We start from the raw sequence: 22,682 nt of genomic DNA on the forward strand, positions 1-22,682 counted from the left end.
ATAACTTTGCATAATAGTTTATTTTTAACTTGATATAAAATTCAAAAATGATAACAATAGTAGATGATAATTTTTCTCAATTAAACGACTTTCTTCACGAAAAATCTTTCAGCAAAATCTTTATTTTAGTTGATGAAAATACACATGAATATTGTCTTCCTACTCTTTTGGGAAATATGGAGACTGATTTGGGATTTGAAATTCTGGAGATCGAAGCAGGTGAAGAAATGAAAAATATTCAGACAGCGAACCAGCTTTGGGAAATTTTGACAGAAATGCAGGCGGACAGAAAAGCATTGGTTATCAATCTTGGAGGCGGTGTGATTACGGATATGGGCGGTTTTGTAGCTTCTACTTATAAAAGAGGGATTCAGTTCATTAATATTCCCACTACCCTTTTATCCATGTGTGATGCTTCTATTGGCGGGAAAACTGGGATCGATCTGATGCATTATAAAAACATGGTCGGAACTTTTACATTTCCAGAAAAGATTTTTGTTTATCCTAAATTTTTAGAAACTCTTCCTTTTAAAGAATTAAGAAGCGGATTTGCAGAAATGCTGAAACACGGATTAATTGCTGATAAAGCACATTGGGAAAGTTTAACTCAAATTCATAAATTAGATATTGAAGGTATCATTCCTCACATTCAAACGTCGATGGATATTAAACAAAATGTTGTGGAAGCAGATTTTCACGAAAAAAACATCAGAAAGACATTAAATTTCGGTCATACGATTGGTCATGCGATCGAAAGTTTATGTTTAAGCCAGGGAAATCCTATTCTTCACGGAGAAGCTGTGGCAATGGGAATGATTTCTGAAGCGCATTTGTCTTATTTGGAAGGTTTAATTTCTGAAGAAGATTCAACAACGATTATTGAAAACATTCAGAGATACTATCCTTATTTAGATATCAGCGATTTTAAAGATGAAGATATTTTTAGCTTATTATTGAATGATAAAAAGAATGCAGACAGTAAAATTAATTTCTCTTTGCTTACGGGAATTGGTTCTTGCAACTTCGATCACCAATGTAGTCAGAAAAATATTCATCAATCTTTAGACTTTTATAGAAAATTAATTCAGCCTGAATTGTAATTTTTTACTTTTTTGTTAAAATTAAGTTTGAGATTCAGATAATAAATAATTCTTCAAAAAATATTTAAACAAACATTTAATTAAATTTAATCGTCTGAATTTCAATTAAATAACATTAAAAACCGTTCTTCATCGAGCGGTTTTTTCATTGATTTTAATCATAAAAATATTTTTTGGCAAGCAATTTGAAAGATACTCTGCGTCACACGGTAAAACGGAGACAGTAGTAAAATTTAAAATTAGAAATAGTAAAATATTAAAAAATTAAAGTTATGAAAAAGTTAATTTTAGGATTAGCAGTAACTGCAAGTTCATTGGCATTCGCTCAGCAGACTCCAACAACATCTACTAACCCGGTAACATTCGGTATTAAAGGTGGGATGAACGTTTCTTCACTAAGTAAAGGTGCAGATCTTGATGATTCAAAATCTAAAATCGGTTTCAACGCAGGTGTGTTTGCAAACATTCCGGTAGCAACTAATTTCAGTATTCAGCCAGAGGTTATTTATAACGATCTAGGTTCAAAATCTACTAGAAAAACTAATTTCTTAGGAAATGAATACAGATCAGATTATTCTACTAACTTAGGATATGTAGCTGTACCGGTAATGTTCCAGTATAATGTTATTCCAAACCTTTATTTAGAAGCAGGTCCGGAATTTGGTTTCTTGGTAAGTGCTAAAGATAAATTAAAAACTTCTACTAACGGAAATACAGATGCTACCTCAACATCTACTTTGAATAAAGATGATTTCCAAACCTTTAACTTCGGTATCGGTATTGGTGCAGGATATTATTTCACAGATAATTTGGGGCTTACAGCAAGATATACCGCTGGGGTAACAGATATCTTTAAAAACAACTCTGGTGATGCTGTGAGAAACAACGTTTTCCAAGTTGGTTTAGCTTTCAAATTTAAATAATCGAAAGTTTCTTCATATAACAAATTTAATATATTCAATAGAAAGTCAGACTTAGGTCTGACTTTTTTCTTTTTAATAACCAACACTTTAAGATTTCATTAAGCTAAAATTTGGTTTTATTTAACTTTTGGCAAGTTATTTGATAAATACCACTCAGGAAGTAATTAATATAATAAAGAAATAGTAAATAATTATGAAAAAATTATTATTAGGTTTAGCAATCGTTGGAAGTTCATTTGCCTTCGCTCAAACATTAGGTTTGAAAGCAGGTTTGAATGTATCTACTATTACAGCTGATGATTCTAATGCTAAGGCAGGATTTTATGGCGGTGCATTTGTAAATGTGCCTGTTGGTAAAGACTTTAGTGTGCAACCCGAAGTATTATTCAATGGCCTAGGAGCAAAATATGATGGAAACTCTGATTTAAGAATTAATTTAAGTTATATTTCAGTTCCGGTAATGTTCCAATATAATGCTCTTCCCAATCTTTATTTAGAAGCTGGGCCTCAATTTAGTTTCTTGATTGATTCTAAATTTAAGTACCAAAATGTATCTGTAAAAGCTAATGACCAATTGAAAAGTTTTGATTTCGGAATTGGTTTGGGTGCAGGATATTATGTAACTAAAAATATAGGAATTACCGCAAGATATGTAGCGGGATTAACCGATATAGCAAAAGAAGTACAAGGTGTAGATTCAGAGGGGAAAAACAATGTATTCCAAATTGGTTTAGCTTATAAGTTTAAATAACAAATTTTTGATTTCAATAGAAAAGGCCAGGCTTAAATAAATAAACCTGGCCTTTTCATGTTTTTTATATTTATTTAAATCAATTATTTGAAATTTAATACAACCTACAATTAAAGACATTTCAATTTTATTTTTTCTGATATTTTTAGTTGTAATCTTACAAAACACACTTCATTTTTCCTAAAACTAAGTTTATAATTAGCCTTGATTTTTTATTTCAAAATTATTTCTAACTACAAATTTTAGATAATTTGATTAAAAATAAATTACAAAAACTCTCTACAAGTTGATAAATTTTAACATAAAATGAGAAAAATAGACTATTTTAAACTGTTAAATACAGCACATACAACACTGTAAATTAACAACATAACAGTTTGGCAAGCTATTTGCAAAGTAAAACAATGTCTGATTAAACGATTAGGCGAAAATTTAAATAGTAAAATTAAAAAACAAAATTATGAATAAGTTATTTCTAGGACTAGCATTAGTCGCTGGTACTTTATCTTTCGCTCAAGAAACTACAGAAGCAAAACCAGTAACTCCAATCAACAAAGAAAAAGAGCCGGTAAGATTCGGTATTAAAGGTGGGGCTAACGCAACACAGTTCAGCGAACAGAAATTGAGTGCTAAAAACCAGAAAATAGGATTTAATGCCGGGGTTTTTGTTAATATTCCTTTATCTCAGAAATTTGCCATCCAGCCAGAGGTTTTATACAACCAAATGGGAGCAAAGAGCGTAGTAGCTTCTTCTGAAGTAACAACCGGGAGTACAACCGTAAAAACTGAAAAAGACTTCACAACCTCTTTAAACTATATTTCCGTTCCATTAATGTTACAAATGAAGCCTGCTGATAATTTTTATGTTGAAGCCGGACCTGAATTCAGCTATTTCTTAGACGGGAAAAATAAAGGGGATACAAAAGTTACAACAACTACAGGAGGCAGCACAACAACGCAAACTCAGTCGAACTCTGAAAGCATTGATAAAGATGATATCAGAAAATTCAATGTAGGAATGGGTCTTGGTTTAGGATACTACTTCACAAAGAATTTGGGTGTTAACGCGAGATATGTAACTAGCTTTACTCACCTTGCTAATAATTCAGGGGTTGCTGAGGCTAATAAAAATATCAACACCAACCAAGTTTTCCAATTAGGATTAAACTATAAATTCTAGTACGTTTTAACATACATATATAACCAATTTTAATTTCAAATGAAAAGGTCAGACTTAATTGTCTGACCTTTCGTTTTTTTATTTAAACTGAAATTAATTAAATAATTCCACCTCTTCTCCTTTTCCTACAGGATATTCTTCTGTAAAACATCCAAAGCAGTGGTTGGATGACCCTAAAATTACTTTTAAGTTCTCTGTGCTTAAAAATTCTAAAGAGTCAACTCCCAAGTAATCTCTAAGCTCTTCTGTTGTCATATTTGCAGAGATCAAATCGTCTTTCGAAGGTGTATCGATTCCTAAATAACAAGGTGCAATAATTGGCGGAGAAACACTTCTAAAGTGAATTTCCTTTACACCAGCTTCTTTAAGGATTTTTACCAATCTCTTAGACGTTGTTCCACGAACGATAGAGTCGTCAATAATCACTACCCTTTTGTCTTTGATCTCAGAAATGATCGGGTTCAGCTTCAAATTAACAATTCTCTCTCTCATTTCCTGAGTCGGAACGATAAAAGATCTTCCGATGTATCTGTTTTTAATCAAAACCGGACGGAAAGGAATTCCCGAGGCCTTAGAAAAACCAATCGCAGCAGGCACTCCGGAATCCGGAACTCCAATTACGACATCTGCTTCCACAGGAGCCTGTTCCCAGATTTTCTCCCCAGATTTTTCTCTGATTTCGTAAACGTTGATATTTTCTAAAGATGAGTCAGGTCTTGCAAAATAAATGTACTCGAAAGAACAGATTCTTTGTTTTGCCTTTTTCTCATCAACCATGATCGAGTGAAGTTTTCCAGGCTCGTTTTCATTCGTATAAATGATCTCTCCCGGTAAAATATCACGAACATACTGAGCGCCAACAGCATCCAAAGCCACAGACTCTGAAGCTACAACGTAAGAATTTTCGTTGATTGCTCCCAAAACCAAAGGTCTGATTCCGTTGAAATCTCTGAATGCAAAGAATTTATTTCTCGTCATTCCCACAACTGAATAGGCACCTTCAATTTTCTCCATCGTCGCTTTGATTGCTCCACGAAGTCCAAGGTCAAGATTTTTTTGAATTAATCTTAAAATAACCTCAGAATCGGAAGTCGCTCTGAAAACAACGCCTTCAGCTTCCAACTGAGCTTTCAATTCTTTCGCATTGGTTAAATTACCATTGTGCGCGATAGAAAGTATAATCTGGTCATATTCGTTTTTCGCGAAAAATGGCTGAAAATTATACTTCTTTTTATCTCCCGCAGTCGTATAACGTGTGTGTCCGATTGCAGAATTTCCCATAAAAGTTTCAGGATCCGGGATCTCTTTATAAACATCCAAAACCAACCCTTCATCTTTCATATTGGTGATTTTTCCGTCTTTAAGAACAGAAATACCACAAGCTTCCTGACCTCTGTGCTGAAGCGCAAAAAGCCCGAACTGTGAAAGTGAAAACGTATCCAGATCATTATCAGAATACATTCCGAAGATACCACACTCCTCATTCGGAGCATCTAATCTTTCTTCTTCCTGCGTTCTGAAAAGATTTCTTCCGTAGGTTTGGGTTTCAAACTGTTTTAAATATTCACTTTTATGAATGTCTAAACTTTTCATTTCTATTTTTTCTAAATTTTGATGATGGAAGCTGGGAGCCTGAAGTCTGAAGTTTACAACTAAACTTTCTATTTTACCGATAAACTTCCAGCCTCCAACTTCTGGCTTCTGGCCTAATAATTATTTAGCAAGTACAGTTTTCAATCTGTTATAGATCTCAACGTAAGCTTCAGTAACTTCACCAAGATCTCTTCTGAATCTGTCTTTATCCAACTTCTTCATAGTATCTTTATCCCAAAGTCTGCAAGTATCAGGAGAAATTTCGTCTGCTAGGATGATTTCACCATCAGCAGTTTTTCCTAATTCGATTTTGAAGTCTACCAGGATGATATTCATTTTGTCGAAAAGATCGATTAAGATTTCGTTGATGTCTGAAGTTAATTCATACATTTCGTCAAGCTCTTCATACGTTGCAGCTCCTAAAAAAACAGCGTGATGATCGTTGATAAGCGGATCTCCCAACTCGTCTTTTTTATAGCAGATATCGAAGATCGTTACCGGAGATTTAATTCCTTCTTCAACTCCTAATCTTTGAGCCATGCTTCCTGCAGAATAGTTTCTAACCACCATTTCTAAAGGAATAATTGATACTTTCTTTACCAATTGCTCTCTTTCGTCTAATTGTTTAATGAAATGAGTTTTAATCCCTTTTTCATTTAAATATTCAAAAATAAGAGTCGTGATAGCGTTGTTCATTTCGCCTTTCAAATCAACAGATCCTCTTTTCTGAGCATTAAATGCAGTAGCATCGTCTTTGAAACGTACAACTACTTCATTAGGATTATCGGTAGCAAATACTTGTTTTGCTTTACCTTCGTACAACATTTCTAACTTTTCCATTTTCAAAAATTACTTTTTATTAGATTTATATTTATTTAATTAAAATTCCTGTTAAAACAGCCATTCCAAAACTCAAAAGTGTCCCGATTAAAACATATTCAGTCAACTTTCTTTGCTTGGCCTGTGCCAGATCGCTAAACCTGAAAACAGATTTCGCTGCGATCATAAAACCTACGCCCTCCCAGTGATTCACCATGATAAAAGTGAAAACAAGCAAGCGTTCTAAAATCCCTATATATTTACCGGCACTCGATAAAGATTCGGTTTCTACATTATTTTCAGTCTCCGGAGCGGGCGTCCATGAAGACAATAATATTTTAATAAAAATAGAAGCAGGCGTTGTTAAAAACAAAGCTGCCATCAAAATTTTCAGAAAGTTCTGATCTTTAAAAAATTCAATATTAAATTCATTAAAAAAGAAAGAAAAACTTCCAATTACGGCAATATGCAAAGCCTGATCGATAAAAAACCAGATCTTTTTATTATGAATTGTTTGAAAATTCAGTTTTGCAGCATCAATAATAAAATGCGAAATTCCTACCAAAATGGCGATCCACCAAAGTTGTATATTCCAAAGAAAAATAAAACTTAAAACGGTGTGAATCAACACATGGATGTATAAAAATTTGCTTTTCAGTTTGCGATTTTCTTTGTCTGCAACCCATGAATTTGGCTGAAGAATAGAGTCTCCGAGTAGATGTGCCAATATGAGTTGAGTGAAAACCATCCCTACAATTCTGAAATTTTCTTTCTAAAATACTGATTAGTTTCTACGATAAGCTCGTAATTTGCGCGCTTCAGTCTCTGGCTGATGGAGGATTGAGAGATATTGAATCTCTTCGCCAAATCTTCCTGAGTAATATCTTTATTCATAATCATTTCATGAATAATTTCCGCGGTTGCCATCGTCCAGTTATCAAAATCTTTGGAAGACCATTTTAGCAAAATATTTAGGTCTCTGTCCACAGAAGTGCTGGAAGTTTTGATGGAAACGGTGTGTCCGTCGCTTTTCAGGTCGTTCAGTAACCTTCCGGAATGCACGTATGCCGTTCCGTTGGATTCTGTAATTTTTTCAGACGAAAAATTTTCTTCACCGATCCCGATGGCAATTCTTACATCTAAATTTTCCTGACTTTTTATAAGTGATTTTATGGCTAAGAAACGCCAAAAAACATCGTCTATATTGCACTTGAACTGAAATTCGTCTCCTCTGTAGATTTCCCATGTGCTAGGAGCGCTTCCCCAATTGTCGAGAAGATTTTTAAGCTTGGTAATCCAAACTTCAGTGTCGGCGTGCTGTGAATTTATAATATCTCCGGTAATGACCGCTATCATTTTGCAAATATAAGCATAATTACTTATAAATAAAAAATATAAGCAGAAACACTTATAGATATTAATTATTAGTGAATCTGCTTATATCGATTTTATAATAAAGAGCCTTATTTTAGGCTTTTATATGAACTATTTTTTAATAAATTGATACGTCTTGTCATCAAGTTTCAACAAATAAGAACCTGTTGACAGACTTTGAACCGAAATATTTTTCTTGTTTTTGAATGGTAAATTTTCAGAATAAATAACTTTTCCGGAGAAATCAAGTACTTGAGCATTCTTTATATTTTCTACTTTTCCGCTTACAAAAATGTTTTCATTAACTGGATTTGGATAAATTTTAACCTCATCATTTTTAGCCACAGCAATATCCGATGTGGAAAGAACTCCTAAATTCTGGCAGTAATTAATTCCGTAAGAATCCCACTCGCTACTTGTAAATGTTGTATTGGGCTGTGAAACTGTATTTTTTCTGTAAAGAGAAATATCTCCGTTGGCATTACTCGTCGCTTTAGCTCCAATCGCATCAACTGTTGAAGATTTATAAGCTAAGTCAACATATTGAGTTCCGGAATACGTTAAAGCATCCCCAGCTGTCAAAAATTTAGCTTCATTATTTGTATAACATGACAATGTAGATTTTGGATTTAGCACTACAAAACTTTCATTGTTAGGGATTTTACCTTCCAATTCATAGCTATTTCCGTAGTAATAAGAATTATAGGTACTGTTATAATATTGTACTCTTATTGTATAATTGTTTAAATCTACTTCATGACCCGTTTTGTTTACAATTTCTAAAGCTTTGTTATTGCCTGTTCCCTCGATATATTTAACAATAAAAAGATCTTTTGAATTTTCGTCTGATGCTAACGTATTAACCGTAGCCGTATTACTATCAACAGACTGCAAATATCCCTGATCGTACGCTTTCACCGTAAAAGAATAAGATGTGGAAGGCGTTAAATGATCAATAATAATAGATGTAGATTTTGTTGTGTTTACCAAAACACCATTCTGATAAATATTATATCCTAAAACATCTGTGCTTGTACTTGGTGACCAAGATAAATTTGTATAATAGGCTCCGGACTGAGTTGAAGTTAAATTTAATGGAGATTCCGGAGCAACAGCATCAGGAGTCTGTGTCCAAATTGCATTTACCCATTGAGGATTGTCTATAAAAGGATTTCTATTATTTTGAATAGCATATACCGCATTATTTCTATCTGTTTCCCTTGGAGAAACAGGATCCTGATTATGCCACTGAAGAAGCATGGCAATATAAGCAGGTTCAAATGCTCTTTCTGCCGTACCATCTAGCGCAGAACGATCCAAAGCAGGATTAGCATTTGTAGAGTGATTAAATGAAGGTAATTTATTCTCATATCTCACTGCAAAATACAATAACATTCTGGCAATATCTCCTTTAAATTCATCGATAGGCTCATAAACCCTGTTCGTGTAAACATAATTAGGAATCGCACTATTGGCTATTCTGGAAGTATTTGTAAAAGTATAATGAACCGTAGAATTTCCAATACCGTAAGGATAATTATTTCTTAACTGATTAATCCTTGCATCCGTAGGAATCACAAAATGAAGATCCGAATACATAGGATAATTGCTGTTAAAAGTACTCTGAGGAACAGCATGCTCCCTATTATATCCTAATCCTTCTGCATTTGAGGTGCTGATTAAATCTGCAGCCGTATATTCATATGCATCAGCCTCCAAAGGTTTCTCGGAATAAATATCTAATAAAATAGTAGTATTGGAAGATCCGTGATCGTAATATTTATCAAGATCTGTCTGATTATAATAATTCGGAAGATCACCATAGTTCCAATTGATATTTTTTGTCGAAATAATATCGTGAAGTTTCGATTTTAAGGCGTACCCAGACAATCCTGTTGTTCCATCATAGTATCCTGCAGGTGCCTGAGCTGTAAAATACGATGAAATAAGGATTATTGGAAGTAGAAGTTTTTTCATGCTTTAAAAATTGGGAGGCTAAAATAGTAAATTAATCTACTTAAAGTTCAGTAATTTTTATTAAAAAATCATTAATTTTTAAAATATAAAAAATTGAAAATTAAAGTTTTGCGAATAAAATATTATGGCGTCAATAATTTTTTTGGACGTTTCGGCAATTTGGTTATCTTTGGGAACTAACTATTATCTATATGAATACAGAGACAATTGACAACATCAAAATGATTGCGGAAACAGCAAAAGAATTTGCTGAGAAAAATATTAGACCTAATATTATGGAGTGGGACGAAAGTCAAACGTTTCCAAAAGATCTGTTTCATCAATTAGGAGAAATGGGCTTCATGGGAATCGTAATTCCTGAGCAATATGGTGGTTCTGGTCTTGGTTATCATGAGTACGTTACAATTTTAGATGAAATTTCACAAGTTGATCCTTCAATCGGCCTTTCAGTAGCTGCACACAATTCACTTTGTACCAACCATATTTATGAGTTTGGAAACGAAGAACAAAGACACAGATGGCTTCCTCAGCTAGCTTCCGGAAAAGTAATCGGAGCATGGGGATTAACGGAGCACAATACAGGTTCAGATTCAGGAGGAATGTCTACTACAGCGGTAAAAGACGGCGATGAATGGATCATCAACGGAGCTAAAAACTTCATCACTCACGCAATTTCTGGAGATATTGCTGTTGTAATGACAAGAACGGGAGAAATTGGTGCTAAAAATAATTCAACCGCTTTTGTGTTGGAAAAAGGAATGGCTGGTTTCACTTCTGGTAAAAAAGAAAACAAGCTTGGAATGAGAGCTTCTGAAACGGCAGAATTAATTTTCGACAACGTTCGTGTTTCTGATGCTAACAGATTAGGTGAAGTTGGAGAAGGTTTCAAACAAGCCATGAAAATTTTGGATGGCGGTAGAATTTCTATCGCGGCTTTAAGTTTAGGAACAGCAAGAGGTGCTTACAAAGCAGCTTTGAAATATGCTAAAGAAAGACACCAGTTCGGAAAATCTATTTCAGAATTCCAGGCTATCAACTTTATGTTAGCAGATATGGCAACAGAAATCGATGCTTCTGAATTATTAATCCAAAGAGCTGCAACATTGAAAAATGCTAAGCAAAAAATGACTAAAGAAGGAGCTATGGCAAAACTATACGCCTCTGAAGCTTGTGTAAGAATTTCAAATAACGCCGTTCAAATCTTCGGAGGGTACGGATATACAAAAGACTTTCCTGCTGAAAAATTCTACAGAGATTCAAAACTTTGCACCATTGGTGAAGGTACTTCTGAGATCCAAAGGCTGGTAATTGGAAGAGATATCACTAAATAATTTATCGTAAGAAAAATTTAGAATTATATTATTAAAACTGAATAACACTCGTATTTTACGGGTGTTATTTTTTTTACATAAAATATTTACGCATAACATTAATTCAATGTATTGCATAATTATTTAGATTGATTGTCTAAAATTTTCTTAAAAAATTTAGTTTTTCGTAATTAAAATTTATTAGCTTTGATACACCATAATCAAATAATATTTTTATATGAAAAAACAATTATCGATGATTGGAATGCTCTTGATCACAGGCATTTCTTTCGCGCAGACAGACCGTCTTTGGACTGAAGGTAACAGAAAAACCTCTTCAGAAATCTTTGAAAACAAGACGAGCATCAATAATCCTAAAGTTTACAGCCTTGATATTAATGGTTTAAAAAGTGTTTTATCAAGAGCCCCTAAAAGATTGGCGGTAGGTGAAAAATCTGAAATCATCATTTCTTTCCCTAATTCTGAAGGAAAAATGGAAAACTTTAAAGTAAGAGAAAATTCTAATTTTGATCCTCAACTGGCGGCTAAATTTCCAGATATCAAATCGTATGTTGGTGAAGGTTTAAATGACCCAAATTCTACAGTTTATTTCAGCGTTTCGCCATTAGGTTTATCATCAATGGAAATTTACGGTGACAAATCTGCGGTTTTTATAGAACCTTATACAAAAGATCTTTCGAGCTATGTGGTTTATAAAAAATCAGACAAAAAAGATGATCTAAATAAATTTGAATGTACCGTAATTGATGTTGCGCAAAAAGGCGTGGCAAATGCAAGCAATATTGCAGCAAGACCCAATGCAGATGATGCCAAACTGAGAACATTCAGACTAGCGCTTTCCAGCACTGGAGAATACACAGCCTATTTCGGAGGAACAAAAGCCAACGCTTTAGCCGCAATGAACAACACCATGACCCGCGTAAACGGAGTTTTCGAAAAAGATTTCTCTGCAAGAATGGTTTTAATTGCCAATAACGACGCGGTAATTTATACCAATGCTTCAACAGACCCTTATTCTTCTGCTTCAGGAATGAGCAGCTGGAATTCTCAGTTACAATCAACTTTAACTTCAGTAATTGGTGAAGCAAATTACGACATCGGTCACCTATTCGGCGCTTCAGGCGGCGGCGGAAATGCAGGCTGCATCGGTTGTGTTTGTACAAACGGCTCAAAAGGAAGCGGATATACTTCTCCGGCAGATGCAATTCCATCTGGTGATAATTTCGACATCGACTATGTTGCTCACGAAATGGGGCATCAATTCGGAGGAAATCACACTTTTTCTCATGGAAATGAAGGCACAGGTGTAAATATGGAACCTGGTTCCGGATCTACGATCATGGGCTATGCAGGAATTACGAGTCAGGATATTCAGGCGCATTCAGATTCATTTTTCCACGCGGTCAGCATTCAGCAAATCACCAATAATATTAAAGCTAAAACTTGCCCGGTAAGTACCAATACAGGAAATTCTATTCCGACAGCAAACGCAGGTTTAGATTATACCATTCCGAAAGGAACTCCATTCATGTTAACCGGAACCGGAACCGATGCCAACGGAGATTCTTTAACCTATATCTGGGAGCAAATGGATAACGCTTCTTCCTCTCAAACGGGAGCAAGTTCTGCGGCAAGTGCTACAAAAGCATCTGGACCAACTTTCAGATCGTGGACTCCACAAACAACACCGGTAAGATATTTCCCAAGAATGGCTTCTATTTTAGCAGGCGCAACCACCACGGCAGGTTCCGAAATTACCGTAGAAGCGCTGTCGAATGTAGCAAGATCATATAACTTTAGATTTACAGTTCGCGATAACCGAGCTGGCGGTTCTGGAAACAATTCAGATGATGCAGTTATTACAGTAAACGGAACTGCTGGCCCGTTCTCTGTAAGTTCCCAAAATTCAGCAACAACTTACGCAGGAGGAAGCTCTCAAACAATAACATGGAACGTGGCAGGCACTACTGCAAACGGTGTAAATGCAGCGAATGTAGATATTCTTTGGTCTACCAATTCCGGCACAACATGGACTACTTTATTGGCAGGAACTCCAAATGACGGATCTCAAACCGTAACCATTCCGAATGTTTCTACAACAACGGGAAGAATTATGGTAAAAGGTTCAAATCACATCTTTTTTGATGTAAATAACGCTAATATTACTGTAAATGCAGGATCAGGAACATCAGACACCACAGCTCCAACAGCACCTACCCTTGCTGCTTCAGGAACAACTTCCACAAGCACCAATCTTTCATGGTCTGGCTCAACAGATAACGTTGGCGTTACAGGTTATGACGTATACCAAGGTTCATCATTGATTGGATCAACAGCATCAACATCTTACACCGTAACCAGCTTAAGCCCTTCAACCACTTATAATTTCACCGTAAGAGCAAAAGATGCAGCAGGAAATACTTCCGTTTCCAGCAATTCAGTAAGCGTTACAACCCTTGCGGGAAGCACCGTTTCTTACTGTTCTGCGACTTCTACCAATACAGCTGATGAAAGAATCGGAAACGTGACTTTCGGATCGATTAATAACACTTCTACAGGAACAGCAGGATACGAAAACTTTACTTCTCTTTCAACAAATGTTACGAGAGGAAATTCTTACACGATTTCTGTAACTCCTATTTGGACTTCTACTAAATATAATGAAGCTTACGCAGTTTACATTGATTATAATGGCGACGGCGACTTTACAGATAGTGGAGAATTAGCCTGGACAAGAACAGGATCAACAGTAAGTCCGGTTACGGGAACAATCGCAATTCCTTCAACTGCAACGCTTGGAAACACAAGAATGAGAGTGATGATGCAGTACAGCTCTGTTCCATCATCTTCTTGTGGATCTTACACTTACGGACAAGTTGAAGATTACACCTTAAATATTATTTCTTCAGGAAGAGGTGATTTACCAAGTACAAAAGATTTATTGACTGAAATTAAATTATATCCAAATCCGGTAAAAGATATTTTAAACATTTCAAATACGACGAATGAAGATTACAACATCTTCGATATGGGTGGAAAACTAATTAACTCAGGAAAGCTCGACAGAGGTTCCGTAAATGTAGCCAACCTTCCAAAAGGTGCTTACATGATTCAAATCGGAGAAGTCTCTAAGAGATTCATTAAAAACTAAAACTTTAAATTAAACACTAAGCGAAAGGCTGTTCGGAAACGGGCAGTCTTTTTTCATGAGAAATAAGTAAAAGGCAATGAGCAATATTTATCAATCTTTATAAAAAACAAAACAATAAAAAACAAAACAATAAAAACCTAAGCCCTAATTCTTAATATCTAAAACCTAATTTTTATCTTTGCTTCAAATAAAAAATATTCATGGATAAAATTGATAGTCTGAACCAGGTAGCAGAATTCCACACAACCTTTAAAGCCCCTATTTTAGATACTCCCCAAATTCCTTCTGCGGAAAGATGCAATCTTAGAGTTGAACTTTTACAGGAAGAATTAAACGAATTGAAACAAGCCATTGCAGATAATAATATCGTAGAAATTGCTGATGCTTTGTGCGATTTACAATATGTTTTGAGTGGCGCTGTGCTAGAATTCGGACTTGGCAACAAATTTGTAGAGTTGTTCAACGAAGTTCAGCGTTCGAATATGTCTAAAGCCTGCGACAATGAAGAACAGGCAGAAGAAACGGTTGAATTTTATAAAGCGAAAGATGTAGAATCTTTTTATGAAAAATCTGGTGAAAAATTTAATGTTTACAGAACTGCAGACCATAAAGTATTAAAAAATAAATATTACTCTCCTGCCGATCTGAAAATGATTATCGAAAAATAGTATGAAAAAATTTATTACAAATATTGTTACTGTTTCCGCGTTATTTCTGGCAACACAACAGGTAAGCGCTCAAAAAGTAGTGGTAAACCGCGAAGTAGAAACTACCAACGATGGTAAAATGCTTTTAGGAAATCAGCTTAAGTCTCAATTTTCTAAAGAACCGTATTCTGAGTGGTACACAAAAGAGCACGACGAATATGCTTTAGATCAAAAAGCAATTGCTGAACTAAAAAAGGCAAAATTTAATTCTTACGATGTTGTGGTTTTCATGGGAACATGGTGTGAAGACAGCCACAGAGATTTTCCTAGACTAATGAGAATTCTGGATGAATTAAGATATCCTGAAAATAAATTAACGATCATTGCTGTAAATCGCAAAAAAGAATCTCCATCGGGCGAAGAAGGTCTTTACAATATTCAGAAAGTACCTACAATTATTGTAAAAAAATACAATAAAGAGATTGGAAGAATTATAGAAAGGCCTACAACCGAATATATCGAAAGAGATTTGGTTGAGATCATGAAAAAGGACGATTCATCGGTAATTAAAGAAATATTTAAACTGTAAATATTGAGAAATTATAAAATCATAGCATCATTTTTTGCAGGCGCAGGTATTGTTCTGCTTTTATTTTTTGGAGTGAAATCATGCTTTAATCTTGGCGGGAAAAGCGAAAAGTCGGATTATTATATTTTGACAAACCAGATTTCCAAAATGAATAAGCTGGTAGTTATCGAGCAGAATACCTCTTCTATGCAAAAAACCAAAATGGGACTGGAGTTTTTCGGAAAAGAAGTGACAAGCAACAGCATTATCACGTACACAAAAACGAACGCTCAGGTTTCTTATGATTTAAATAAAATGAAAATTGAGGTTGATTCTATCAATAAAAAATTGATTATCACAGAATTACCCAATGCCGATATCAGAATCACGCCGAGTGTTGAAATTCAATCTATGGACGATTCTTTTATCAACAGAATTTCTGAGAAAGACATTAAAAATGTAACGCAAAAAGCCAAAACAGCTGCCATTAACTCTATCGATCAAAATAAATTAAGAGACGAAGGCCATAAACAATTACTGGAAAATCTTAATAATATTTTCGTTTTGGCAAAGGCTTTAAATTACAAGATTGAAGATCAGACAGGAAAAATAGGAATCTTAGGGCTTTAAAAATTTTCGTTTTGGCAAACACTTTGAATAACTTAAAGCATAAAATGTAAAGTTATGAACATCAAAGGAAATGACAAAAAGAAAGAATCTGCAAACAGCGCAGAAACAAAAAAGCAGAATCAGGATTTTCAGAACATTCCCTCATCATCAGAAAAAACAAATCCGCCGGATGTAGAAAAGAAGGACGTTCAGAAATCTTCGAAAAACAAGTCGGGAAAAACCGACAATACAGAAGAATAAATAACAAAATAAAAAGGTTCGGTTTCGTTGAAGCTGAACCTTTTTATTAGAAAAATATACAAATAAAAGTCAACCAAAATTGGGAAAAGTGAATGATCATCAATTCGCTTCGCTCGTGATCTATCTATGGACTATCTAATTAACTAACTTACTCACGAAGCAAAATTGACAATTCACTTTTTATTAAACGATCGTGGATTTTCCGAGCTTTACATTTTCAAAATTGTAATATGATTTTTCGGAATATCTAATATAATCTGCGATAAAACTTCCCACCTCACTCGTAGAATAAGGTTGTTGGGAATTCAGATCCACGGTAACATATTTATTTTCGATCGCATGCTCTACAGACGCTCTTAATTTTTCTGCAGCATGATCTAGTTTTAAATAATCAAGCATCATTGCGGTGCTCAAAATAGAAGCAATAGGATTGGCAATTCCCTTTCCTTTTGCCTGCGGATAAGAACCATGAATAGGCTCAAACATCGCATTTTCATTTCCAATCGAAGCGGAAGGGAGCAACCCAATCGAACCTCCAATTACACTCGCTTCGTCGGAAATAATATCTCCAAACATATTTTCAGTAACAATTACATCAAACTGTTTAGGATTTAAGATCAGCTGCATCGCTGCATTATCTACAAACATAAAATCCAGCTCAACATCAGGATATTCCGTGGCAATTTCTTTGCACACTTTTCTCCATAATCTTGAAGTATCCAAAACGTTGGCTTTATCGATTAATGTTAATTTTTTTCTTCTTTTTTGCGCTTCCTGAAAAGCCATGTGAACGATAGGCGCAATTTCATCACGGTTGTATTTACAAATATCATAAGCATAGCCTGCCTCTTCGTCTGTAAATTTTTCACCAAAATAAATTCCACTCACCAATTCCCTGAAAATCTGAATATCTGTTCCTTCAATAATTTCTCTTTTTAAAGGACTTTTTTCAATCAAAGAATTAAAAGTTTTCAAAGGTCTGATGTTAGCAAAAAGCCCCAATTCTTTACGAAGTTTCAACAAACCTTGTTCAGGACGCACTTTCGCATCCGGATTGTTATCAAAAGACGGATCACCAATTGCACCAAAAAGCACCGCATCAGATTCTTTACAGATCGCTAAGGTTTCATCCGGCAAAGGATTTCCTGTCTTAAAAATCGCTTCTGCACCCACCAAACCATATTTAAATTCAAATTTATAATGAAATGCTTCCGCAATTGCATCTAAAATTTTAATGCTTTCATTTACTACTTCGGGTCCGATTCCGTCTCCTGCAAGAACCGCAATTTTAAAATCAGTTTTCATATACTTTTTGTGTCTTTAGTTCAAATTCCTGGATCGCCTGTTTTTTGCTGATTAAAAAGTCAATATCGTCGTAACCATTTATCAGACATATTTTTTTATAAGAATCAATTTCAAAACTTTCGGTTTTATCATTGAAGGTAATTGTTTGTTTCTCAACATCTACTAAAATTTCTTTTTCAGGATTTTCGGTAATATCATTTAAAATTTCTTTCAAAAATTCTTCAGAAACTTTTACAGGTAACAAACCGTTATTCAAAGCATTCCCTTTAAAAATATCTGCAAAGAAACTGGAAACTACGACTCTGAATCCATAATCCGTCAACGACCAAGCCGCGTGTTCACGGCTACTTCCGCAACCGAAATTATTTCCGGCAACTAAAATTTCACCGCTGTATTTTGGATTATTTAAAACAAAATCAGAGTTCGGCTCATTTGTATGAACATTGTATCTCCAATCTCTGAAAAGATTGTCTCCAAAGCCATTTTTATCAATACTTTTTAAAAATCTGGCAGGGATAATCTGGTCTGTATCTATATTTTCAACCGGCAAAGGAATTGCTCGGGATTTTATAATGACTAATTTTTGCATTTTTTTAGATCTATTAAGATGTGAATGGTGAATTTTGCTTTGCAAGTCAATGGTGAATCTCTTTAACAATTTTAAATTAACAATTGACTTTTCACTTATGAAATAAAATTCACTTTTAAATTTAATTTTCCAAAACTGAAATCTTCCCTTCAATCGCTACTTTTGCAGCCGTTAACGGACTTGCGAGAATCGTTCTTGCACCTTGCCCTTGTCTTCCTTCAAAATTCCTGTTCGAAGTCGAAACACAATATTCACCTTCCGGAATTTTATCATCATTCATCGCCAGACACGCCGAACATCCCGGTTGTCTGATCTGAAAACCTGCTTCATTGAAAATTTTATCTAAACCTTCTTCTAAAATCTGCTTTACGACCTGCTGAGAACCCGGAACAATCAAAGCCTGAACATGTTGCGATTTTGTTTTACCTTTAATATAATTCGCCGCAGAACGGAAATCTTCAATTCTTGCATTCGTACAACTTCCAATGAAAACATAATTAACTTTAATATCAGAAAGTGCTTGCCCAGCTTGTAAACCCATGTATTTCAAAGCCTTTTCCTCAGATTCATTCTGCGGACTCGGAATATTCTGATGAATTGAAATTCCCATTCCAGGGTTTGTACCGTAAGTAATCATTGGATAAATTTCGGAAGCATCGAAAGAAAATTCAGCATCGAACACAGCTTCTTCGTCTGTTTTCAACGTTTTCCAATATTCTAATTTTTCTTCCCACTCCTCACCTTTTGGAGCGAAAGTTCTGCCTTTAACATAGTTGAAAGTTGTTTCATCAGGAGCAATCATTCCACCACGAGCGCCCATTTCGATGCTCATATTACAAACGGTCATTCTTCCTTCCATCGACATTTCTTCGAAAACATTTCCAGCATATTCGCAGAAATAACCTGTTCCGCCATCGGTCCCGACTTTTGAAATGATGTATAAAATCACATCTTTTGGCTGAACATTTTTATTTAATTGACCATTTACGGTAATTCTCATCGACTTTGGCTTGTTCAGCAACAAGCACTGACTTGCAAAAACTTGCGCCACCTGACTCGTTCCAATTCCAAAAGCAATAGAACCGAAGGCACCATGTGTAGAGGTATGACTGTCACCGCAAACAATGCTCATACCAGGTTGTGTAACACCTAATTCAGGAGCAATAATGTGGACAATCCCTTGGTATTGATGTCCTAAACCATACAATTCGATATTATTTTTCTTGCAATTTTCTGTTAGCTGCTCAACCTGATTTCTTGAAGAATCGTCACGAATCGGTTGATCCTGATCCAACGTCGGAACATTGTGATCAGCTGTCGCAACAATTTGTTTCGGTCTGAAAATTTCAAGATTTCTGGATTCTAATTCTGCAAAAGCCTGTGGGCTCGTCACTTCGTGAATCAGATGTTTGTCGATATATATAATTTGAGGCCCGTCTGGGATTGTTTCCACAACATGTGCGTCCCAAACTTTATCAAAAAGTGTTTTTTTAGTACTTTCCATATTAATTTTAATTGAAAATCAATCCTTCTATCCTATTTTTCTCGTCACTTTATCAATGATTATACTTAAATCATCATTGTTTACTTCTTTTTTACTGTCTGCGATTTTCAAAAACTCCTGATATAAGAAGTCCAATTCGTTTTTAGTCACCTCAAAACCAATATGTTTGAATCTATAAGCCAGTGCAGAACGCCCGCTTCTTGCCGTCAACACAATTGTTGAAGCATTTACGCCCACTTCTGCCGGATCAATAATTTCGTATGTTTCTCTGTTTTTGATAACTCCATCCTGATGAATTCCAGAACTGTGCGCAAAAGCATTGGCTCCCACAATTGCCTTATTAGGCTGAACAGCCATTCCCATCAGATCAGAAACCAAAATACTCATGGGGTTGAGCATTTTGGATTGTACATCAGTATGTAATTTTAAATGTGGATGCTGTTTTAAAATCATCACAACCTCTTCCAAAGCTGTATTTCCGGCTCTTTCGCCAAGTCCGTTGATGGTACATTCGATTTGCCTTGCCCCGTTAATCACACCGGCAATAGAATTAGCAGTTGCCATTCCCAAATCGTTATGACAGTGACAAGACAAGATTGCCTTGTCAATGCCAGTTACATTTTCTCTCAAATATTTAATTTTTGCTCCATATTCTTCGGGCAGGCAATATCCCGTAGTATCCGGAATATTTAAAACAGTAGCCCCTGCCTTAATAACAGCTTCACAAACTTTTGCTAAATAATCATTATCGGTTCTTCCGGCATCTTCAGCGTAAAATTCTACATCTTCAACAAAAGTTTTAGCATATTTTACAGCCTGAACTGCTCTTTCGATAATATCTTCTCTATTGGAATTGAATTTAAATTTAATATGAGAATCTGAAGTTCCGATTCCTGTATGAATTCTAGGTCTTTTGGCAAATCTTAGAGCTTCTGCTGCGGTATCAATATCTTTTTGATTGGCTCTCGTTAAACCGCAAACCTTTGCATTTTTTACTAATTTTGAAATTTCCGAAACGGAATGAAAATCTCCGGGACTCGAAATCGGGAAACCTGCTTCGATTACATCTACCCCCAGCTCATCAAGTTTTTCGGCAATAATTAATTTTTGTTCTGTATTTAATTTACAACCTGGAACTTGCTCTCCATCACGTAACGTGGTATCAAAAATTTCGACTTTTTCGGAATTCATAATGAAGTTTTTTACTTAATTTTGATTCAAAACTAGAAAGATGAAATGTTTTTTCATTTTTCACTTTTATAAAAATTACAATACTCAAAATATTGAAAATTCACTACAAAAAACTGATTAACAGTATTTTAAATTACATAAATTTACAATGGCAGAATTGCATAAAGATTTTTTATTTGTATTAATTAAGTCGTTAACGACCTCCGAAAAAAGACAATTCAAGCTGTATGTAAACCGTCTTGGAATAAATGTAGATGCCAAATTTCTACTCTTATTTTCCGAGCTTGATAAAATGAAGGAATATGATGAAAATATCATCATAGACAAGAAGATTTCTACCAAACAACAATTATCAAACCTGAAAGCTCATCTTTATAAACAGATTCTGGTGAGTTTAAGAATGAATCCGAGTCATCAGAATTATAGAATACAATTGCGCGAACAGCTTGATTTTGCGAATATTCTATATCAAAAAGGGCTTTATAAGCAGGCTTTAAAAATTTTAGATAAAACCAAACAGGCTGCTTTAGAATTAGACGAAAAAACGATTGTTTCCGAAATCATTGATTTAGAAAAAGTAATTGAATCACAATTCATTACACGAAGCATCGAAGGTCGTGCCGAGGAATTGATTAAACAATCCACGGAAATCAGCAAACAGAATCATTATACTACAGAATTGTCTAACCTTTCATTAAAATTATATAGTGAAATGCTGACACACGGTTATGTAAAAAATGATGAAGATCGTGCTGATATCATGGAAATTTTTAATGATCAAATTCAAAAAATTAATTTTAAAAAGCTAAATTTCACAGAGAAATTATGGTATTTCAAGGCTCATGTTTGGAAAAACCAGTTGCTTCAAGAATATAAATATACGCTGAAGTACGCTTTTCAATGGGTTGATTTATTTCACAAAAATCCGGAAATGATCGTAAGTCATCCCGTTTGGTACATTAAAGGCAATACTTATCTTTTAAAAATTCTTTTTTTATATGGAAATATCGACATTTTAGAAAATAGTTTTAAGGATTTCAATGAAGTTGTTTACTCTTCAAGCTTTGCTCAAAATGAAAATTTACAATCACTTGTTTTTCTGACACATTACAATACTTTAATGAATATTCACTTTGTGAAGGGTGAATTCTTTTCCGGTTCAAAACTGATTCCCGAAATCGAGCTAAAAATGGAAAGACTTCGAGATAAAATCGATGAGCATCATTTTATGATTTTGTACTTAAAAATGGCGGCGATGTTTTTTGGCAGTAAGAAGTTTAAGGAGTCGATAAAATATTCATTAAAAGTAATTGAGTCCAAAGGAAATGTGCAGGAAGATCTATTGTTCCACACAAGGATTTTGATTTTAATGGCAAAATATGAGTCCGGAAATGACGAAGATTATGATGAATTTATTAAAGCTACTTTAAAGTTTGCTAAAAAAATGAAAAAGCCAGATGATTTTCACTTTGAAAGCATTCAATTCTTTAAAAATTTAAACAATTTACTTCCCAATAAGCAGCTGGAAGCCTTTAAGGAATTTGATAAAAAGCTTGAGATTTTCTCTGAAAACGAATACTACAGAAGATCATTATTTTATATTGATATCCACGGGTGGGTAAAATCTAAAGTGAGAAATGTGGATGTAATTGAAATTATTAAGGAAAAAGTAAGGTATAAAAGAAAGCATTAACCTAATTTTAACTTATTCATAATTAGACCGTTGATTATTTCCCAATTTTTAAAAACGTTTTAATTCAATTTTTAGTATTAAATATCGCTTCAAATAGACATGAATGTAGTATTTTA

Annotated in this window: 20 protein-coding genes; 11 read left to right on the forward strand and 9 right to left on the reverse strand. The window is 34.6% G+C overall.

All coding sequences use genetic code 11. From position 1 onward, the window contains the following. Nucleotides 1-47: 47 nt before the first annotated feature. The 4 genes from aroB (at nucleotide 48) to OXQ85_RS07540 (ending at nucleotide 3,954) form a co-directional block, all read left to right on the forward strand. A complete protein-coding gene (gene aroB / locus OXQ85_RS07525) occupies nucleotides 48-1,100 on the forward strand; it encodes a 3-dehydroquinate synthase (protein ID WP_267403215.1) in 1,053 nt (350 codons plus the stop codon). 272 nt (nucleotides 1,101-1,372) lie between these two features. Further along, the gene (locus OXQ85_RS07530; RefSeq protein ID WP_267403216.1) at nucleotides 1,373-2,023 is read left to right on the forward strand and encodes a porin family protein; all 651 of its coding nucleotides are present in this window, start codon (nucleotides 1,373-1,375) and stop codon (nucleotides 2,021-2,023) included. Between the two features lie 193 nt (nucleotides 2,024-2,216). Continuing rightward, a complete protein-coding gene (locus OXQ85_RS07535; protein WP_267403217.1) occupies nucleotides 2,217-2,774 on the forward strand; it encodes a porin family protein in 558 nt (185 codons plus the stop codon). A gap of 460 nt (nucleotides 2,775-3,234) precedes the next feature. Next, nucleotides 3,235-3,954, forward strand: coding sequence for a porin family protein (locus OXQ85_RS07540; RefSeq protein WP_267403218.1), 720 nt, complete (start codon nucleotides 3,235-3,237; stop codon nucleotides 3,952-3,954). A gap of 93 nt (nucleotides 3,955-4,047) precedes the next feature. Here OXQ85_RS07540 and purF read toward each other — a convergent pair whose 3' ends face one another. The 5 genes from purF to OXQ85_RS07565 all read right to left on the reverse strand — a co-directional run bounded on the left by purF (nucleotide 4,048) and on the right by OXQ85_RS07565 (nucleotide 9,717). Next, on the reverse strand, nucleotides 4,048-5,547 hold the full coding sequence (gene purF / locus OXQ85_RS07545) for an amidophosphoribosyltransferase (RefSeq protein ID WP_267403219.1): 1,500 nt from the start codon (nucleotides 5,545-5,547) through the stop codon (nucleotides 4,048-4,050). Between the two features lie 120 nt (nucleotides 5,548-5,667). Continuing rightward, the gene (gene purC / locus OXQ85_RS07550; protein WP_267403220.1) at nucleotides 5,668-6,387 is read right to left on the reverse strand and encodes a phosphoribosylaminoimidazolesuccinocarboxamide synthase; all 720 of its coding nucleotides are present in this window, start codon (nucleotides 6,385-6,387) and stop codon (nucleotides 5,668-5,670) included. 31 nt (nucleotides 6,388-6,418) lie between these two features. Continuing rightward, nucleotides 6,419-7,114 carry a DUF3307 domain-containing protein gene (locus OXQ85_RS07555; protein ID WP_267403221.1) on the reverse strand — a complete coding sequence of 232 codons (696 nt, stop codon included), beginning with the start codon at nucleotides 7,112-7,114 and terminating at the stop codon, nucleotides 6,419-6,421. 2 nt (nucleotides 7,115-7,116) lie between these two features. Beyond that, nucleotides 7,117-7,722 carry a SatD family protein gene (locus OXQ85_RS07560; protein WP_267403222.1) on the reverse strand — a complete coding sequence of 202 codons (606 nt, stop codon included), beginning with the start codon at nucleotides 7,720-7,722 and terminating at the stop codon, nucleotides 7,117-7,119. Nucleotides 7,723-7,851: 129 nt separating this feature from the next. Beyond that, nucleotides 7,852-9,717 carry an endonuclease gene (locus OXQ85_RS07565; protein ID WP_267403223.1) on the reverse strand — a complete coding sequence of 622 codons (1,866 nt, stop codon included), beginning with the start codon at nucleotides 9,715-9,717 and terminating at the stop codon, nucleotides 7,852-7,854. Nucleotides 9,718-9,908: 191 nt separating this feature from the next. Between OXQ85_RS07565 and OXQ85_RS07570 the strand changes: the two genes are divergently transcribed. From OXQ85_RS07570 to OXQ85_RS07595, 6 genes are all read left to right on the forward strand, one after another. After that, a complete protein-coding gene (locus OXQ85_RS07570; RefSeq protein ID WP_267403224.1) occupies nucleotides 9,909-11,048 on the forward strand; it encodes an acyl-CoA dehydrogenase family protein in 1,140 nt (379 codons plus the stop codon). A gap of 217 nt (nucleotides 11,049-11,265) precedes the next feature. After that, nucleotides 11,266-14,199: a reprolysin-like metallopeptidase gene (locus OXQ85_RS07575; RefSeq protein WP_267403225.1), complete on the forward strand. Its 2,934-nt coding sequence runs from the start codon at nucleotides 11,266-11,268 to the stop codon at nucleotides 14,197-14,199. Nucleotides 14,200-14,399: 200 nt separating this feature from the next. Then, nucleotides 14,400-14,867, forward strand: a complete 468-nt coding sequence (locus tag OXQ85_RS07580; RefSeq protein WP_267403226.1) for a nucleoside triphosphate pyrophosphohydrolase family protein — start codon at nucleotides 14,400-14,402, stop codon at nucleotides 14,865-14,867. 1 nt (nucleotide 14,868) lies between these two features. Further along, nucleotides 14,869-15,435: a thioredoxin family protein gene (locus tag OXQ85_RS07585; protein WP_267403227.1), complete on the forward strand. Its 567-nt coding sequence runs from the start codon at nucleotides 14,869-14,871 to the stop codon at nucleotides 15,433-15,435. 3 nt (nucleotides 15,436-15,438) lie between these two features. Then, nucleotides 15,439-16,044: a DUF4230 domain-containing protein gene (locus tag OXQ85_RS07590; protein ID WP_267403228.1), complete on the forward strand. Its 606-nt coding sequence runs from the start codon at nucleotides 15,439-15,441 to the stop codon at nucleotides 16,042-16,044. Between the two features lie 54 nt (nucleotides 16,045-16,098). Next, nucleotides 16,099-16,284, forward strand: coding sequence for a hypothetical protein (locus tag OXQ85_RS07595; protein WP_267403229.1), 186 nt, complete (start codon nucleotides 16,099-16,101; stop codon nucleotides 16,282-16,284). Between the two features lie 183 nt (nucleotides 16,285-16,467). Here the strand turns inward: OXQ85_RS07595 and leuB are convergent, their stop codons facing one another. The 4 genes from leuB to OXQ85_RS07615 all read right to left on the reverse strand — a co-directional run bounded on the left by leuB (nucleotide 16,468) and on the right by OXQ85_RS07615 (nucleotide 20,873). Next, nucleotides 16,468-17,589: a 3-isopropylmalate dehydrogenase gene (gene leuB, locus OXQ85_RS07600; protein WP_267403230.1), complete on the reverse strand. Its 1,122-nt coding sequence runs from the start codon at nucleotides 17,587-17,589 to the stop codon at nucleotides 16,468-16,470. After that, nucleotides 17,579-18,178, reverse strand: a complete 600-nt coding sequence (leuD, locus tag OXQ85_RS07605; protein ID WP_267403231.1) for a 3-isopropylmalate dehydratase small subunit — start codon at nucleotides 18,176-18,178, stop codon at nucleotides 17,579-17,581. The genes leuB and leuD overlap by 11 nt, the downstream gene beginning before the upstream one ends. Nucleotides 18,179-18,299: 121 nt before the next feature. Then, nucleotides 18,300-19,682 carry a 3-isopropylmalate dehydratase large subunit gene (gene leuC / locus OXQ85_RS07610; RefSeq protein WP_267403232.1) on the reverse strand — a complete coding sequence of 461 codons (1,383 nt, stop codon included), beginning with the start codon at nucleotides 19,680-19,682 and terminating at the stop codon, nucleotides 18,300-18,302. Between the two features lie 27 nt (nucleotides 19,683-19,709). Then, on the reverse strand, nucleotides 19,710-20,873 hold the full coding sequence (locus tag OXQ85_RS07615) for a 2-isopropylmalate synthase (protein ID WP_267403233.1): 1,164 nt from the start codon (nucleotides 20,871-20,873) through the stop codon (nucleotides 19,710-19,712). Between the two features lie 148 nt (nucleotides 20,874-21,021). Here OXQ85_RS07615 and OXQ85_RS07620 point away from each other — a divergent pair, with 148 nt between their 5' ends. Next, nucleotides 21,022-22,566: a hypothetical protein gene (locus OXQ85_RS07620; RefSeq protein ID WP_267403234.1), complete on the forward strand. Its 1,545-nt coding sequence runs from the start codon at nucleotides 21,022-21,024 to the stop codon at nucleotides 22,564-22,566. Nucleotides 22,567-22,682: the final 116 nt, after the last annotated feature.

This window comes from Chryseobacterium sp. GM_Chr_2 (assembly GCF_026540445.1).
GTDB lineage: Bacteria > Bacteroidota > Bacteroidia > Flavobacteriales > Weeksellaceae > Chryseobacterium.